This is a genomic window from Kitasatospora sp. NPDC087315 (assembly GCF_044744345.1).
In the GTDB taxonomy this organism is placed as follows: domain Bacteria; phylum Actinomycetota; class Actinomycetes; order Streptomycetales; family Streptomycetaceae; genus Kitasatospora.
The window spans coordinates 43347-59685 of the sequence record NZ_JBIUYD010000007.1; the positions used below are offsets into that span (position 1 = coordinate 43347).

Below are 16339 nucleotides of genomic sequence, written 5' to 3' on the forward strand. Positions count from 1 at the left end.
TGATCCGCAGGGCCGCCTTCGTCGAGTGCGGCCCTGTCAGGCGACGAGATCGCGCAGCCTCAGCTGGAGGGCCATGACGAGACGGGCATCGGCGTCGGTGAGATCCACGTCGAACAGCTCCTTCATTCTGCTGAGGCGGTATCTGCAGGTGTTCGCGTGCACATGCAGGGCGCGAGCCATTCCGGCGATGTCGCCGTGGGCCTGCAGATAGCTCGAAAGGGTTGGCAGGTACTGGCTGTTGTTGGACCGGTCGTACTCGGCCATGGTGTTGATGGTCTCGTCCATGGCGGGGTCGGCGACCGGACAGCGCTCGGCCAGGTGCAGCAGGGCGATCTGGGGGCGGACGTCTTCAGCGAACACGATGTCCGCATCCGTCGTGGTCGTGCGCGTGCTCTGCCGGCTGGGCAGTCCCATCAGTTGAATCACGCGGTCGGCCTGCTCCCTCGACCGGGCGGCGTCCTTGAGGTCGGCGACCTCGCCGCCCGCGCCGATCCGGAGCCGGTATCCGTAGGAGCGCCGGACGTGTGCGGCCACACCTGCGAGCAGTCGCTGCTGCAGCGAACGCGCACGTCCGGGCGGTGCGGGAAGCAGCACGTACACCACGTCGTCGATGGCCGTCGCGGCGCTGAAGCCCAGCTCGCCCTGGCAATGCAGCGTCACGAGGTCGAGTACCTGGTGGACGGCGGCCGTGGGCTCCGTCTCCGGAGGGATCTCAGCCAGTGCCAGCGCGGCGATCCGCGCATTCGTCGTGGCGGGGAGCGCCAGCCGCTTCATGACGTCGTGCGGCACATCGGCCTGAGCCAGCAGCGCTGTCAGCAGGTCGCTGCGGCGCCGGTGCAGGCCCTCTCGTTCCGTGCGCACGCGGAGCAGATGGAGGGCGGCGATGTTGGAGGCTTCGACGAGCCGCCGGCAGGCCAGCTCACGCTCCTGCTCGCCGGGATCGATGACCCACATCGAGCCGAGGAGTTCACCGCCGGCCCTGATCGAGGTGGCCAGTCTCGGCAGGTCGGTGCCTCTGCCGGCTACTTCGATGACCCCTGGCGCGCTGTGCACGGCCTGGTACTCCGCGACGATCTGAGGGTCCGTCGGCACCTGCAGATCGAGGATGCTCTGCCTCCGGGTGTCGTCGATCAGCTGGCCGTCGACGGTTGAGTAGGCCAGCATGCGGCGTGCCGGGTCGGCGATCGCGGTCGCCCCTCCGATGGCGGAGGCGACGGCGTTGGCAAGCGTGAACAGGTCGCCCAGGCTGTTCCCGCCGTCGCCCTGTCCGGCGGGCCGGCTGTAGCTGATGGCCGACGACAGCAAGGCGATGAGCTGTTCCCAGGAGACCTCGTCGGCGAGGAGCAGGACCGGAATCGAGCCGGAACCCGCGGCTTCGGCGATCTGCCGTTCGCCGATCCCGTACGTCTTGACGGCGACGCAGCCGAACCCGCCGGCTTCTGCGCGTTCGAGCAGACGCAGCCAGGGTTCACCGGCCGGACACACGCCCACCGCGAGCAGCAGTCCGGCGGAAGTCGGCCGCAATTCCCGGAGTTCGTCGTGGATCACCAGGCCGGCGATCTCGGGGTCGAGGTCCGGCATGCTGTGCGTAACCCGGACTATCGACGGTCCCAAGGCGTTGACGATCTGAGTCAGCCGCGCCAACTCGTCCACCTCCTCCAGCATCCCGCATGAAAGCCGTTCGGCGACGTGCCACACATTGTGATTTGGACAATTCAACAAGCCGATCGCCATGAACTGTGTGAATGATACATAGGGGCGAGTGGGGCCGACCCGCAAACTTGGGATCGCTGAGCTTCCGGTCGCTCGTCCGGGTATGCGCTCGGCAGGACGAGGCGGGAGCTACCGGTGGCCGAAAAGATCGTGAACATCGAGGACATGCGCAGGCAGGCCCGGCGAAAGCTGCCGCGCATGATCTTCGATTTCCTCGAAGGCGGCGCGCTCGATGAACTGACCCTTCAGGACAATACCGAGGACCTGGTCAGGCTGCGTCTGCGCCAGCGCGTCCTGCGCGACATGAGCGAGATCGAACCGGGCACCCGGGTTCTCGGTCAGCGGCTCGCCCTTCCAGTCATGATCTCGCCGCTGGGAATGCTGAGCCTCTTTCACCCGCAGGCCGACCTCGCCTTCGCGAGGGCGGCCGAACGAGCCGGAACCGTCCTCGTCCACAGCGCCTGGTCCGCCTGCTCCCTGGAGGAAGTGGTCGCCGCCGCGCCGAAGTCGATCTGGGCGCAGATCTCCTTCTGGACCGACGCCGGCCTCACCCGCGAGCACGTCGACCGCGCCGAGGCCGCCGGTGTCGAGGTGCTCGTCGTGGCCGGTGACGTCAATCTGTCCAGCAAGCGCGAGCGGGACCTGCATCACGGCATGGCCCTGCCACCGCGGCCGACTCTGCGCGATGTGGTGGACACCGGCCTCAGGCCCGGCTGGCTGGCCCGGCTCGCCACCGGCCGTCGGCCCACGTTCGGCAACTACCGGATCGACGGGCGGCGCATGCGCATGAGGGAGATGGGCGGATTCATGCACACCATGGAGAACGCGGCCGCGACCTGGGCGGATGTCGAGCGGCTGCGTGAGCGGTGGCCGGGGAAGATCGTCGTGAAGGGGGTCATGACCGGCGAGGACACCGTTCGGGCTGCCGACACGGGGGTCGACGCCGTCATCGTGTCCAACCACGGCGGCCGCCAGTTCGACTCGCAGCCCTCCACCATCGCGGCCCTGCCGGAGGTCGTGGCAGCGGCGGACGGCAGGCTCGAGGTCTACCTGGACGGTGGGGTGCGACGCGGCTCGGACGTGGTCAAGGCCTTGGCGCTCGGGGCCGACGCGTCGCTCATCGGCCGCCCGGCCGCCTATGGTCTGGCCGCGCTCGGACCGTCCGGGGTCGACAAGGTCTTCGACCTGCTCCGCGAGGAACTGGAAACAGCGCTGGGCTTCGTGGGCGTGAACGGTGTGACCGATCTCGACGGCTCAGTCCTGGCACACCGGCCGTAGCGGCCTTCGCGCAACCCGCCCGCCTCCGCGCGGAGCCGTCGCGAGCGGGGCTCTGGGAGATCTGCTGCCTGCCGCCGGTCGGGCGGCGTAGCCTTCGGGCATGGCAGAGAGCAAGGTCGAGAAGGCCGCGCCGGCAGCGAAGAGGGCGGCCGCTGAGCCGGGTGTGAAGCCGAGGAAGCCGGAGTCGCACCTGGCGATGGTGCGGCGGGCACGGAGGATCAACCGGGAGCTGGCGGAGCTGTATCCGTACGCACACCCCGAGCTGGACTTCGAGAACCCGTTCGAGCTGCTGGTGGCCACGGTGCTGTCGGCGCAGACGACGGACCTGCGGGTGAACCAGACGACGCCGGCCCTGTTCGCGAAGTACCCGACGCCCGAGGACATGGCGGCGGCGGAGCCGGAGGTGCTGGAGGAGATCATCCGGCCGACCGGGTTCTTCCGCGCCAAGGCGAAGTCGCTGATCGGCCTCTCCATCGCCCTGCGGGACACCTTCGGCGGCGAGGTCCCCGGCCGGCTGGAGGACCTGGTCACCCTGCCGGGCGTCGGGCGCAAGACCGCCAACGTCGTCCTCGGCAATGCTTTCGGCGTCCCGGGGATCACCGTGGACACCCACTTCGGGCGGCTCGCGCGACGCTTCGGCTGGACGACCGACGAGGACCCGGTGAAGGTCGAGGCGGCCGTCGCCGAGATCTTCCCGAAGTCCGAGTGGACGATGCTCTCCCACCGGGTGGTCTTCCACGGCCGCAGGATCTGCCACTCCCGCAAGCCGGCCTGCGGGGCCTGCCCGATCGCGCCGCTCTGCCCGTCCTACGGGGAGGGCGAGACCGACCCGGAGAAGGCGAGGAAGCTGCTCAAGTACGAACTGGGCGGGCAGCCCGGCCAGCGGCTGCGGCCGCCCGCCGACTACCCGGGGGAGGCGGCGGCACGGGCCGCGGCGGCCGCGCACGACGGCGAGGTCGCGGACCTGGCGGTGGCCGAGTGACGGCGCGGATCGAGCGGGACGGTCTGCCGCCGTGGCTGCTGCCGGTCCGCGACGCCGCCGAGCGGGTACGGCCCGAGCAGCTGAGCCGCTTCCTGCCGCCCGCCGAGGGCGGCCGGGCGTCGGCGGTCCTGATGCTCTTCGGTGAGAGCGCCGACGGCCCGGACCTGCTGCTGATCGAACGGGCCCGCTCGCTGCGCTCGCACGCCGGGCAGCCGTCCTTCCCGGGCGGCGCCCTCGACCCGGAGGACGGCGACCCGGCCGGGCCCGGACCGGTCGCGGCGGCGCTGCGGGAGGCCTGGGAGGAGACCGGCCTGGACCCGGCCGGGGTGCAGGTGTTCGCCGCCCTGCCCGCCCTCTACATCCCGGTCAGCCGGTTCGTGGTCACCCCGGTGCTCGGCTGGTGGCGCCAGGAGTCGCCGGTCGCGCCGGTGGACCGGTGCGAGACCGGCGCGGTGTTCCGGGTGCCGATCGCCGAGCTGACCGACCCGGCGAACCGGGCCCGGCTGCGCCACCCCTCCGGCCACCTCGGCCCGGCCTTCGCCGTCGGCGGCCGGCTGGTCTGGGGCTTCACCGCCGGAGTGATCGACCGGGTGCTGCACCACAGCGGCCTGGAACTGCCCTGGGACACCTCCCGGACCGTCGACCTCTCGGACGAGGCGATCGAACTGGCCCAGGGCGACCGCGACCGCTCCCGCGCGCTGCTGGGCGGCGACGCCAGGACTCCGTGAACGCCCGTCCGCGCGGCCGCGCGGCCCGCCGTGGGAGGGTGTCGGGGTGAATGTCCTGGATCTGCTGCTGATCGCCGCCGCCATCGGATTCGCCGTGTCGGGCTACCGGCAGGGCTTCGTGGTCGGCATCCTGTCGGTCCTCGGCTTTCTCGGCGGCGGGCTGATCGCCGTCCAGCTGCTGCCGCTGCTGCTCGATCACCTCAACCCCGGCACCACCGCCTCGGTGGTCGCCGTCGTGGTGGTCATCGTGCTGGCGGCGATCGGGCAGGCGATCACCACCCACTTCGGCTGGAAGCTGCGCGGCCACATCGACCGCCGTCCGGCGAAGGCACTGGACGCGGCCGGCGGCTCCGTCGTCAACGTGATCTCGATGCTGCTGGTGGCCTGGCTGATCGGTTCGGCGCTCGCCGGAACGTCCCTGCCGACCGTCTCGAAGCAGGTCCGCACCTCCGCGATCCTCGGCGGCGTCCAGGACGCGCTGCCCTCCGACGCGCCCAACTGGTTCTCCGACTTCTCCAAGGTGCTCGCCCGCAACGGCTTCCCCCAGGTCTTCAACCCCTTCGAGCACGAGCCGATCACCCAGGTCGACATCCCCGACCCGGCGCTGGCCGGCAGCCCGGCGGTGGCCCGGGCCAAGCAGAGCCTGGTCAAGGTGGTCGGTACCGCCACCTCCTGCGGCAAGACCCTGGAGGGCAGCGGCTTCGTCTACGCCCCGCACCGGGTGATGACCAACGCCCACGTGGTCGGCGGCGTCGACGAGCCCACCGTCCAGATCGGCGGCGTCGGGCAGCTGTACGACGCGACCGTGGTCCGCTACGACTGGCAGCGCGACATCGCGATCCTGGACGTGCCCAAGCTGAACGCGCCCGCGCTCGCCTTCGCGGGCGAGGCGAAGACCAACGACAACGCGATCGTGGCCGGCTTCCCCGAGAACGGCTCCTTCAACGTCCAGCCGGCCCGTATCCGCGGCCGGATCCAGGCCAACGGCCCGGACATCTACCACCGCGGCCAGGTCGTCCGCGACGTCTACTCGGTGCGCTCGCTGGTCCGCCAGGGCAACAGCGGCGGCCCGCTGCTCACCCCGGACGGGCAGGTGTTCGGCGTGGTCTTCGCCAAGTCGCTGGACAGTGCGGACACCGGGTACGTGCTGACCGCCGCCGAGGTCCGCGAGGACGCCGACAAGGGCAGCATCGCGACGGCCCGGGTGGACACCCAGGGCTGCGCGCTCTGACCGGACCGCCGTCGGGTCCGCTGTCGGCTCTGTCGCTGGTTCCGCCGTTGGTTCTCCTGCGGGGCCCGCGGGCTGTGTCCCGGGTCCAACCGCCGGTGATGGCCGATATCCGTCGCACCGTCAGTCCTGCCTGGTAGCGTCGGCCGCGCTCACCCGTTCGGCTCAACCGGGCCCGTCCCGGAGTGGGCCCGAGCGGAGGTCGGGAAGTTCGATGATGGGTCACTCGCACGCGGTCAGCGGCGCGATGCTGTACGCGGCCTCGGCGCCCTTCCTGCCGCCGTTGCTGCTGGACACCACGCTGCAGCCGGCCGACATCCTGATGGGCACGGTGCTCTGCGCGGGGGCCGCCCTGCTGCCGGACCTCGACCACCACGACGGGACGATCGCCAACTTCCTCGGCCCGGTCTCCAAGGTGCTCTGCCGCTTCGTGGCCTGGATCTCCGGCGGCCACCGGCACGCGACCCACTCGCTGCTCTTCGTCGCGCTGATGGGCGCCGGCACCTGGGCGGGCGTCACCTTCCTGGGCCGCTACTTCACCCTCGGCGTGACGTTCTTCCTGCTGGCGCTCGCGATCCGCGCCCTGCGGCTGCACCCGCCGGGCGACGGCCCGACCATGTGGATCACCATTATCGGCCTCGCGGTGCTGGGCACCGCCGGGATGAACACCTGGATGCCGAACGCCCCGGGCTGGCTCCCGTACGCGGTCGCGCTGGGCACGCTGGCGCACCTGCTGGGCGACTGCCTGACGAAGAAGGGCGCGCCGCTGCTCTGGCCGCACAAGGAGCGCTACGAGGTGGTGCTGATCAAGCGCAGCGGCAACGACGTCGAGACCAAGGTGCTGGTGCCGATCATGTCGGTGGCGACCTTCGTCCTGCTCTGGTTCACGGCGCTGTCGCCGACGGTGGTGAACTGACCAGCGGTGGTGAACCGACCGCCGGTGGTGAACCGACCGGCGGTGCGGCGGTAAGGATGCGGCGCGGGGCCTCAGGTCTCGCGTCGCAGTCGTACGCCCACCCAGCGGGCGCGGCGGCCGAGGATGCGCGGGATGCCGAGCTGCGGCTGCGTCGAGCGCTGATGGCGCTCCACACCGTCGTATCCGAGGTCGTCCGCCCGGTCGGGGCGGTGGTTGGACCTCGGCGAGCTGTTGTGGCGTCGGCTGCGCGGGGCGCTGCCGTGATCGGGCATCCAGGTCATACCGCAATGGATGCCCCTGGGCCGGTCGGGGTAACCGCCTCAGGGGCTTCGAAAATGGCCTATGCGTTTGTCATATGAGCTAAATGTAAAGGGAGTTGGGACCTAAGGCCCGGCATGATGGGGTCCCTTGGGTCACCCCACCGGCCCGGTCCCGTCGGTCGGTCCTCGTCGGTCAGTCCTTGTGGCGGCCGATCCAGTCCAGCAGCTCCGCGGTGAACTGCTCGGGCGCCTCCTCGTGGGGGAAGTGCCCGACCCCCGGCATCAGCCGCCAGCGGTACGGCGCCGCCACGTACTCCCCGCCGCCGAGCGCGGTGTGCGACAGCAGCACCGGGTCCGAGGCACCCTGGATGTGCAGGGTGGGTGCGGTGATCGGCTTCTTCATCCGGCGGGCGAACTGGATACCGTCCGGGCGGGCCATCGAACGCAGCAGCCAGCGGTAGGGCTCGATCGAGCAGTGCGCGGTGCTGGGGATCTGGATCGCCTGCCGGTACGCGGCCACCGTCGCCCGGTCCAACTGGTTGCGACCGGTCCAGGCGTCCAGGTAGCGGCCGAGCAGCGCGGCGTCGTCGGCCACCAGGCGGCGTTCTGGTATCCACGGCCGCTGGAAGCCCAGCACGTGCTCGAAGGCCGCCATCTGACGGCGGTCCGTCAACAGGGCCCGGCGGAGGTCGCGGGGGTGGGCGGCGGAGACCACGGTGAGGCTGTGGATCACCGACGGCCGCATCACCGCCGCCACCCAGGCCAGCGTGCCGCCGGAGGCGTGGCCGACCAGGTGCGCCCGGCGTTCGCCGAGCGAGCGGATCACGCCGGTGATGTCCAGGGCGAGGTTGCCCGGGTCGTACCCGCGCGGGGTGCGGTCGCTGCCGCCGATGCCCCGCAGGTCGAGCGCGACGGCCCGGTAACCGGCCGCGGCCAGCGCGGTCAGCTGGTGGCGCCAGGCCCACCAGTACTCGGGCCAGCCGTGGACCAGCAGGACCAGCGGACCCTCGCCCAGCTCGGCGATGTGGAAGCGGGCGCCGTTGGCCGCGAGGTCGCGGTGCGTCCAGGGACCGGCCTGCCGGATGTTCCAGGCCGCTGCGGGGACAGCCTCGGGCACCGTCTCCGGGGCTGCTTCGCTGTTGCCGTCGGCGGCCCCGCCGTCGGTACCGTCGGCGAGCCCGTCGGGGCTGTTCCCGGCTGCGCTTTCGGCTGCGTTCTCCCCGTCGGCTCCGGCGGCTTTCCCGTCGGCGAGTCCGTCGGTGCTTCCGGCAACAACGTCCTGACCGGTCGCACGGTCGAGGCCGGGGCCGGTGGACGGCTGCGAGGGCACGGGCTTCTGGTCGAGCGGCATACCGAGAGCGTGTCACATCCGTGCGCCGGACACGCGCCCGGCACTCGCTCTCGGGGCGCCCGGCCGCCGCCGGGAGCCGGACCCGGCGCGTCCGCCGGGTCTTCCCGGTCCCGTCGGCCCTGCCGGCCCGGTCGGTCCCGTCGGTCCCGGCGCCGTGTGGCCGGGTCTACGGGATGCGGCCCAGAGCCCGGTCGATCTCCTCCTGGGTGGCCGGGCGCGGCCGGGCGTTCTTGAGCACGTCGGCGGTCTTCTGAGCGCCCTCGATGGTGCGGTGCGGCTTCTCGATCCGCTTGAACGAGCGCAGCGCCAGCAGCCCGAGCACCACCGCGAGCAGCAGGTACGCGCCAGCCACGATCAGGAACGACCAGCCGAGCGAGAGACCCAGCGCGTGGATCCCGAACGCCGCTGCGGCGCTCAGCATCGGGACGGCGGCCAGCGCCACCACGCCGGCGACCGTCAGCGAGACACCGCCGGAGACGCCGCGCTTGACGTCCGCCCGGAGCTCGGCCTTGGCGAGCGCGATCTCGTCGTGGACCAGTGCGGACAGATCGGCGGTGGCCGCCGCGAACAGCTGCCCCACCGAACGCTCGCCCTCGTAGGGCGCCCGGCCGTTGCTGGACGGGTCTGCGGCTCCTGCGGGCATCAGCGGTTCTCCTCTGCGGCTGTGCGGCGTGACGCCGCCGTACGGTGCGATTCCGGGGACCGGCGGGGGTCCGGTGGCGTCAGTGGACTGTCGACAGCTCAGAATCATGCCCCTACCAGTCAGTCGGACACCACTCCGGGGCCCCGCCGGATGGACGTGTCCCGATGCCGGGGGCCGTTGCGTGGCGTCGCGGGCGGGCCGCCGGTGGCCCCGGGAGCCGGGTGGGGCCGTGGTGGGGCCGCGGTGGGGCGCGACGGGCCTGTGGTGAGGCCGAGGGGGGCGTCCGAGCGCTCAGCGGAGTTCGTTGGTGCCGGTGCCCGGGTGCTCGTCCGCCGCCCGTTCCGCCGACTTCGTCAGCCGGGCCTGCCAGGCCGGGTCGTCCTGTTGGTAGACGTCGGGGATGCCGTCGCCGTCCAGGTCGCGGTCCTCCTCCTCGCACAGCTCCCGGTAGTGCCGGTTGCGCAGCTTGAGCAGTACGGTGGCGACCAGCGCGCAGAGCAGTGAGCCCACCAGGACGGCCGCCTTGGCCCGGTCGGCCAGCGCCTGGTTTCCGGGGAAGGCGAGCTCACTGATCAGCAGCGAGACCGTGAAACCTATGCCGGCCAGCACCGAGACCGCGAACATATCGGCCCACTTGAGCTGAGGGTTCAGCTCGGCACGGGTGAAACGGGCGGTGAGCCAGGTGCCGCCGAAGATGCCCACGGTCTTGCCGACCAGCAGGCCGATGATGATGCCGAGCGGTGTGGCCTGGGTGAACACCTCGCGGAGCGCCGGTCCGGAGATCGTCACCCCGGCCGCGAACAGCGCGAAGACGGGGACGGCGAGCCCGGCCGAGAGCGGGCGGACCAGGTGCTCGATGCGCTCACCGGGGGAGTGCTTCTCGTCGCCGACCCGGTGGCAGCGGAGCATCAGGCCCATTGCGACACCCGCGACCGTGGAGTGGATACCGCTCTCGTGCATCAGCGCCCAGACCACGAGGGCCAGCGGTACGAACAGGTACCAGCCGCGCACCCCGCGCCGGTGCAGGAACCAGAACAGCACCAGGCCGGCGAAGGCCAGTCCGAGCGCCCAGAACTTGATACCGGAGCTGTAGAAGATCGCGATGATCAGGATCGCGATCAGGTCGTCGACCACCGCGAGGGTGAGCAGGAACGCGCGCAGCGCCGAGGGCAGGTGGCTGCCGACCACGGCCAGCACACCGAGCGCGAAGGCGATGTCGGTGGCGGTCGGGATCGCCCAGCCGCCCGGGTGCCCGCCGCTGCCGGAATTGGTGACGGCGAACAGGACCGCCGGCAGCGCCACGCCGCAGACCGCGGCTATGACGGGGAGTATCGCGGCGCTGAGGCTCCGCAGCTCACCCGCCACGAACTCGCGTTTGAGCTCGATCCCGGCCACGAAGAAGAAGATCGTCAGCAGGCCGTCCTTGGCCCAGGCGTCCAGGCTGAGATTCAGGTGGAGCGGGCCGGACGGCCCGATGGTGTAGTCGAGAACGCTCTCGTAGGCATGCGGCCAGACATTGGCCCAGATCAGGGCCACCACGGCGGCGGTCAGCAGCAGGATGCCGCCGACCGTCTCGGTGCGCAGGGCGTCGGTGACGTAGGTGCGCTCGGGAAGCGACAACCGGCCGAGGAGCTGGCGGCGCCGGGTCGTCGGCTCATTGGTGGTCGGTTGGCTGGCCACGAGGGACCTCCTGGGGCGCGGAACGGTCTGCGGATGCACCTGTGGTGCAGTGCCGACCAGACTTCCCGGCGCGCCCTGTGACGCACGGATTCCCGAGTGGGGATCTTGATGCGTCGTTGACAGTCTAACGGGAACCGCAAGGGGACATCCTGATTGTCATACTTCAGGACTTAAGTCGCAGGGGCCTGTTCTGTACTTCTGAGTGGCACCCGAACGGCGGCAGCCGCATGCGGACGGGTGCCGACCTGCGGTCGGACGGTGGACATCCTTCGGATCCGGCCCTTGTCGCTGCTCGTGCCAGCGCGGTGCGGTGAAGGCGTTAACGGCAGACGGCCGGGGGCCGGGGGCCGGCGTCGCCGTCGTCGTGGCGGCTGCGGTCGGGCAGGAAGCGGACATGGGTGTGCCCCTGGTGGTCACCATCGTGACCACCAGGGGCACACCCACGTCCCGGGCGCCGGGCCCCATGCCCGGAGCTCAGCGACTCAGCGGCTCAAGCGGCTCAGGCCTGCACTCAGCCCTCGCTGCCCGCAGCGGGGAGCTGGGACTGGATCAGGTTCATCACGTTGCTGTCCGCCAGGGTCGTGGTGTCGCCGACCTCGCGGCCCTCGGCGATGTCGCGCAGCAGGCGGCGCATGATCTTGCCGGAGCGGGTCTTCGGCAGCTCGCCGACCACCTTGATCTGCTTCGGCTTGGCGATCGGGCCGAGCGTCCTGCCGACGTGCGCGCGCAGCTCCTCGACCAGCTCCGGGCTGTCGGCCGCGGTGCCGCGCAGGATGACGAAGGCGACGATCGCCTGGCCGGTGGTGGCGTCGGTGGCGCCGACCACGGCGGACTCGGCGACGGCCGGGTGGCCGACCAGTGCCGACTCGACCTCGGTGGTCGAGATGTTGTGGCCGGAGACCAGCATCACGTCGTCGACCCGGCCGAGCAGCCAGATGTCGCCGTCCTCGTCCTTCTTGGCACCGTCACCGGCGAAGTAGCGACCCTGGAAACGCGACCAGTAGGTGTCGATGTAGCGCTGGTCATCGCCCCAGATGGTGCGCAGCATCGACGGCCACGGCTCGGTGAGCACCAGGTAGCCGCCGGAGCCGTTCGGGACCTCGTTGGCCTCGTCGTCGACGACGGTGGCCGCGATGCCCGGCAGGGCGCGCTGGGCGGAGCCCGGCTTGGTCTCGGTGACGCCCGGCAGCGGGCTGATCATGATCGCGCCGGTCTCGGTCTGCCACCAGGTGTCCACGATCGGGGCCTTGCCGGCGCCGATGTGCTCGCGGTACCAGATCCAGGCCTCGGGGTTGATCGGCTCGCCGACGCTGCCCAGCACCCGGAGCGAGGACAGGTCGAACTTCGCGGGGATGTCGTCGCCCCACTTCATGAAGGTGCGGATCGCGGTGGGCGCGGTGTAGAGGATCGTCACGCCGTACTTCTGGACGATCTCCCAGAACCGGCCCTGGTGCGGGGTGTCCGGGGTGCCCTCGTAGATGACCTGGGTGGCGCCGTTGGAGAGCGGGCCGTAGACGATGTAGGAGTGGCCGGTGACCCAGCCGATGTCGGCCGTGCACCAGTAGACGTCGGTCTCCGGCTTGAGGTCGAAGACGGCGTTGTGGGTGTAGCTGGCCTGGGTGAGGTAGCCGCCCGAGGTGTGCAGGATGCCCTTGGGCTTACCGGTGGTGCCCGAGGTGTACAGGATGAAGAGCGGGTGCTCGGCGTCGTGCGCCTCGGGGGTGTGCTCGGTGGACTGGCGCTCGGTGATCTCGTGCCACCAGACGTCGCGGCCCTCGGTCCAGGAGATGTCCTGGCCGGTGCGGCGGACCACGAGGACGTGCTCGACCTGCGGGGCCTTGGTCAGCGCCTCGTCGATGGCGGGCTTGAGCGCGGACGGCTTGCCGCGCCGGTAGCCGCCGTCGGCGGTGATGACGAGCTTGGCGTCGGCGTCCTGGATGCGGGAGGCGACGGCATCGGCGGAGAAGCCGCCGAAGACCACGGAGTGGGTGGCGCCGATCCGGGCACAGGCGAGCATCGCGACGACCGCCTCGGCGATCATCGGCAGATAGATCGCCACCCGGTCGCCCTTGACGACGCCGAGCTCCAGCAGCGCGTTGGCGGCCTGCGAGACCTCGTCCTTGAGCTGGGCGTAGGTGATCGAGCGGCCGTCGCCGGGCTCGCCCTCGAAGTGGATCGCGACCCGGTCGCCGTTGCCCGCCTCGACGTGGCGGTCGACGCAGTTGTAGGCCACGTTGAGCTTGCCGTCGGCGAACCACTTGGCGAACGGCGGGTTGGACCAGTCCAGCGTCTCGGTGGGCTCGACGGCCCAGGTGAGGCGACGGGCCTGCTCGGCCCAGAAGCCCAGGCGGTCCTCGGAGGCCTGCGCGTACGCGGCCGCGGTGACGTTGGCGGCTGCGGCGAGCTCTGCCGGCGGGGCGAAGCGCCGCTCCTCCTTGAGCAGGTTGGCCAGGCTCTCGTTGCTCAACGCGCACTCCTCATCGAGTCATGATCGGGGGCATTCCCGTGCGTGGGGATTGTCCCGTGTGTCCCAGCGCACAGCTCACCAGGCGAAGAGGTCAGTTGACAAGAGGCTCCGGGGAATTGGTGTAGACCTTTGATCGAGAGTCGAACGGCCGGGCGACGCGCGACACGCCTCGGCACCGGCGGGTGAGGTGGGCCCGCGCCCCGGCCCGCCCGGCGGGGACACGGGCCCGGCTCTCAGGCGGCCAGCCGGGGGTCGCTCCCGGCCGCCGCCGTGCCGCTGTCCACGTCGACGGCGGAGACCTGTTCGATTTCGTTCGCCTGCTCGGGCGTGTCGCGGGGCCTGACCGGGGCCGCGCCGACGTCGAGCGCCTCGATCGGACTGAAGCGGCCGCTCTCGCGATCGAGCACATAGGCCTGTGCGGTGGCGAGGTCGAAGTACATACCCACCAGCCGGAGTGTGCCCTCGGCGACCCGGCGCTCCACGGCGGGGTTGGCCATCAGCTGGTCCAGCTGCTGGACCACGTTGGTGATGCAGAGCTGCTCCACCAGGTCGACTACCGGGCGGGCGGTGAACTCGGCGGGGACCCGTCGCAGCCGGTCGAGCGAGCCGCGGCCGTTACGCAGCCAGCGGGTGAGCGGGGTCGGCGGTCCCTGGCGCTCGTGCACCCCGTCCAGAAGGGCCTTCATCGCACCGCAGCCGGAGTGCCCGCAGATGGTGATGGAGCGCACCTCCAGCGCCTCGACGGCGTACTGCACCGCGGCCGCCACCGAGTCGTCGGCCGCGCCGGGCTCGAAGGGAGCGGGTACCAGGTTGCCGACGTTGCGGACGGTGAACAGGTCACCCGGCCCGCTGTTGGTGATCATGCTGGTGACCATCCGCGAGTCCGCGCAGGTCAGGAAGAGCTGGGAGGGCGTCTGCCCTTCCCGGGCCAGTCGGGCAAGCTCGGGGCGGACCAGCGGAGCGGTGTGCAGTTGGAACACCCTGACGCCGTCCATCAGCCGACTGTGCGGATCCTCCTGCTGGTCGATGCAGTGGTGGCCGACCCAGGGCGTCCAGGCCCGGCAGCGGTGCGGGCCGGCAGAGCTGCCCGCCCGGACCGTGCCGTCGGGATCGAGGACCTCGTCGTCCTGGCGGCGCGTCGCCATCGATACGCGGCCGCCGCCGGCCAGGTGGCCGGCCCGCCAACTGTGCAGGGTCTCGTACGCGGTGTGGTCCAGGAACGAGCCGTCGTGGACGATCGTCACCTCGGCGGTGGCGGGGATTCCGGCCAGCGCCCGGCTCAACCGGGGCACGGCGGTGAAGGTGAGCGGTCCGTGCGTCTGCACCGTGACCGACTCGTCGGAGCCGACCAGGACGTCCACATGGGCGCGGGTCAACCGGTAGAGCGCGAGCAGGACGGCGGTCGCGGCCCCCAGCGCCACGCCGAGCAGGACCCCGAGCAGCACCACGCCGAGCACGGTGGCCAGGTAGACCGGGAATTCGCGGTGCCGGTGCACCTTGCGGATGTGCGCGAAGCTGACCATCTGCAGGCCGACGACCAGGACCAGGGCGGCCAGCGCGGCCAGCGGGATGTGACGGAGCCCCCCGGTGAGCACCAGCGCCGCCACCAGCACCCAGACGCCGTGCAGGATCGAGGACCATCTGCTCTGCGCACCGGCCCGGACGTTGGCGGTGCTCCGTACCGCTCCTCCGGCGACCGGCAGTCCGCCGAGCAGTCCGCTGAGCAGGTTGGCGACGCCCTGGCCGCGCAGTTCGCGGTCGAGGTCCCCGGTGCGGCGGGACATGCGGTCGATGGCGACGGCGGAGAGCAGCGACTCGACGCTCGCCACGGCGGCGACGGTCAGGACGGCGGCGAGGGCACCGGCGAGCGGCCCGTGCGGCAGTTCCGGGGCGAGGTCGTGCGGCTGCCAGGCAGGCAGCCCGACATGGGCGAGCCGCAGGCCAAGGACCATGGAGAGCGCGGTGGCGGTGACGACCGCGGCCAGCGGGCCCGGTACGGCGGCCAGCCGGGCGCCGAACTCGCCGAAACGGCCCGGGAGCCGGCCGAGCCTGGGCCAGCCGAGCAGAACGGCCGTGGTGAGCGTGCCGACGATCAGCGCGGGTGGATGCGGGCCGGCCAACTGGCCGGGCAGGGCGAGCAGGTTGGCGAAGGCCGAGCTCTGCGCGGAGCCGCCGAGGACGACGTGCAACTGCGCGATGGCGATGGTGACGCCGATCCCGGCCAGCATGCCGTGCACGATGGCGGGTGAGACGGCGAGTGCGGTGCGGGCCACCCGGCGTACGCCGAGCACCAGTTGGAGCAGGCCTGCGGCGAGGGTGATGGCGCAGGTGGCCTGCCAGCCGTACTGGGAGATCAGGCCGGCGGTGATCACGGTCAGCGCGGCGGAGGGGCCGCTCACCTGGAGGGGTGTACCGCCGAGCAGCCCGACGGCAATGCCGCCGACGGCGGCCGCGACGAGGCCTGCGGTGAGCGGGGCGCCGGTGGCCAGGGCGATGCCGAGGGAGAACGGCACGGCGATCAGGAAGACCACCAGGGAGACGGAGAGGTCGTGTGCCCAACGGACGCGGGAGCCGGGGCCGGGTGGGGCGTGGTCGGTGGTGTCGGAGGCGATGGGTGCGCTGGAGATGTCGAGGGTCATTGTCTTCCCGTCTTTCCGGGGGAACGAACGCAGTCAGGTCCGGCGGTGAGTCCGGCTGTGGGCTCGGGGAGTCGGATCGGCTGTCGTGGGTCGCGACGGTGTGGCGGGATGGTGTGGGTGCGGCGGGGAGTGCGGGTGTCACCGGCCGGACCTTGGACCATCAAGGGCCTCAAGAAGAGGACCATCAAGACTCGGTAAACCGAGGGTAATGAAAGCTTTGCACAGCGTCACCTTGGCCGGTAGGTCCGCAGTCCCCGATTCACCCCATTGGGTGGTGTTCGAACCAGCGGAAATCTGCTGATGCCATCGCTGGGTGCGAAACGGGCCGCGGCCTCCCCCGGGGGGGGGGGGCCCCGGCCCGGTGGGGGTCGGTTGTGCCCAGTGGCCGCCCGGCCGGCGCGGGCGCCCGCCCCGGTGCTCAGCTCGCCGCCCCCTAAGAAAACGCCGTCGCCCA

At 71.4% G+C, this 16339-nt stretch carries 12 protein-coding genes; 5 read left to right on the forward strand and 7 right to left on the reverse strand.

The annotated features are described in order from the left end of the window. Positions 1-36 precede the first annotated feature (36 nt). The gene (locus ACIO5D_RS11930; RefSeq protein WP_400794893.1) at positions 37-1734 is read right to left on the reverse strand and encodes a PucR family transcriptional regulator; all 1698 of its coding nucleotides are present in this window, start codon (positions 1732-1734) and stop codon (positions 37-39) included. A gap of 114 nt (positions 1735-1848) precedes the next feature. Between ACIO5D_RS11930 and ACIO5D_RS11935 the strand changes: the two genes are divergently transcribed. The 5 genes from ACIO5D_RS11935 to ACIO5D_RS11955 all read left to right on the forward strand — a co-directional run bounded on the left by ACIO5D_RS11935 (position 1849) and on the right by ACIO5D_RS11955 (position 6845). Next, positions 1849-2991, forward strand: a complete 1143-nt coding sequence (locus ACIO5D_RS11935; RefSeq protein WP_363604081.1) for an alpha-hydroxy acid oxidase — start codon at positions 1849-1851, stop codon at positions 2989-2991. Positions 2992-3091: 100 nt separating this feature from the next. Next, entirely contained in the window at positions 3092-3973 is an 882-nt protein-coding gene (gene nth, locus ACIO5D_RS11940) for an endonuclease III (RefSeq protein WP_363604083.1), read from the forward strand. Continuing rightward, the gene (locus ACIO5D_RS11945) at positions 3970-4701 is read left to right on the forward strand and encodes an NUDIX hydrolase (protein ID WP_400653436.1); all 732 of its coding nucleotides are present in this window, start codon (positions 3970-3972) and stop codon (positions 4699-4701) included. The genes nth and ACIO5D_RS11945 overlap by 4 nt, the downstream gene beginning before the upstream one ends. Positions 4702-4747: 46 nt before the next feature. Continuing rightward, complete coding sequence (locus ACIO5D_RS11950; RefSeq protein ID WP_363604085.1) at positions 4748-5932, forward strand: MarP family serine protease; 1185 nt, start codon at positions 4748-4750, stop codon at positions 5930-5932. Positions 5933-6143: 211 nt separating this feature from the next. Next, positions 6144-6845, forward strand: a complete 702-nt coding sequence (locus ACIO5D_RS11955; RefSeq protein WP_363604087.1) for a metal-dependent hydrolase — start codon at positions 6144-6146, stop codon at positions 6843-6845. 71 nt (positions 6846-6916) lie between these two features. On the opposite strand, the gene ACIO5D_RS11960 is transcribed toward ACIO5D_RS11955, so the two are convergent. From ACIO5D_RS11960 to ACIO5D_RS11985, 6 genes are all read right to left on the reverse strand, one after another. Further along, complete coding sequence (locus tag ACIO5D_RS11960; RefSeq protein ID WP_363604089.1) at positions 6917-7126, reverse strand: hypothetical protein; 210 nt, start codon at positions 7124-7126, stop codon at positions 6917-6919. Positions 7127-7298: 172 nt separating this feature from the next. Further along, on the reverse strand, positions 7299-8456 hold the full coding sequence (locus tag ACIO5D_RS11965) for an alpha/beta hydrolase (protein ID WP_363604090.1): 1158 nt from the start codon (positions 8454-8456) through the stop codon (positions 7299-7301). Between the two features lie 166 nt (positions 8457-8622). Beyond that, positions 8623-9099 carry a phage holin family protein gene (locus ACIO5D_RS11970; protein ID WP_363604092.1) on the reverse strand — a complete coding sequence of 159 codons (477 nt, stop codon included), beginning with the start codon at positions 9097-9099 and terminating at the stop codon, positions 8623-8625. 291 nt (positions 9100-9390) lie between these two features. Beyond that, positions 9391-10779: a Na+/H+ antiporter NhaA gene (gene nhaA / locus ACIO5D_RS11975; RefSeq protein ID WP_400794896.1), complete on the reverse strand. Its 1389-nt coding sequence runs from the start codon at positions 10777-10779 to the stop codon at positions 9391-9393. 511 nt (positions 10780-11290) lie between these two features. Next, positions 11291-13246 (reverse strand): acetate--CoA ligase, encoded by a 1956-nt coding sequence (gene acs, locus ACIO5D_RS11980; protein WP_363604095.1) that lies wholly within the window; start codon positions 13244-13246, stop codon positions 11291-11293. 233 nt (positions 13247-13479) lie between these two features. Beyond that, positions 13480-15885, reverse strand: coding sequence for a SulP family inorganic anion transporter (locus ACIO5D_RS11985; RefSeq protein WP_400794898.1), 2406 nt, complete (start codon positions 15883-15885; stop codon positions 13480-13482). Between the last annotated feature and the right edge of the window lie 454 nt (positions 15886-16339).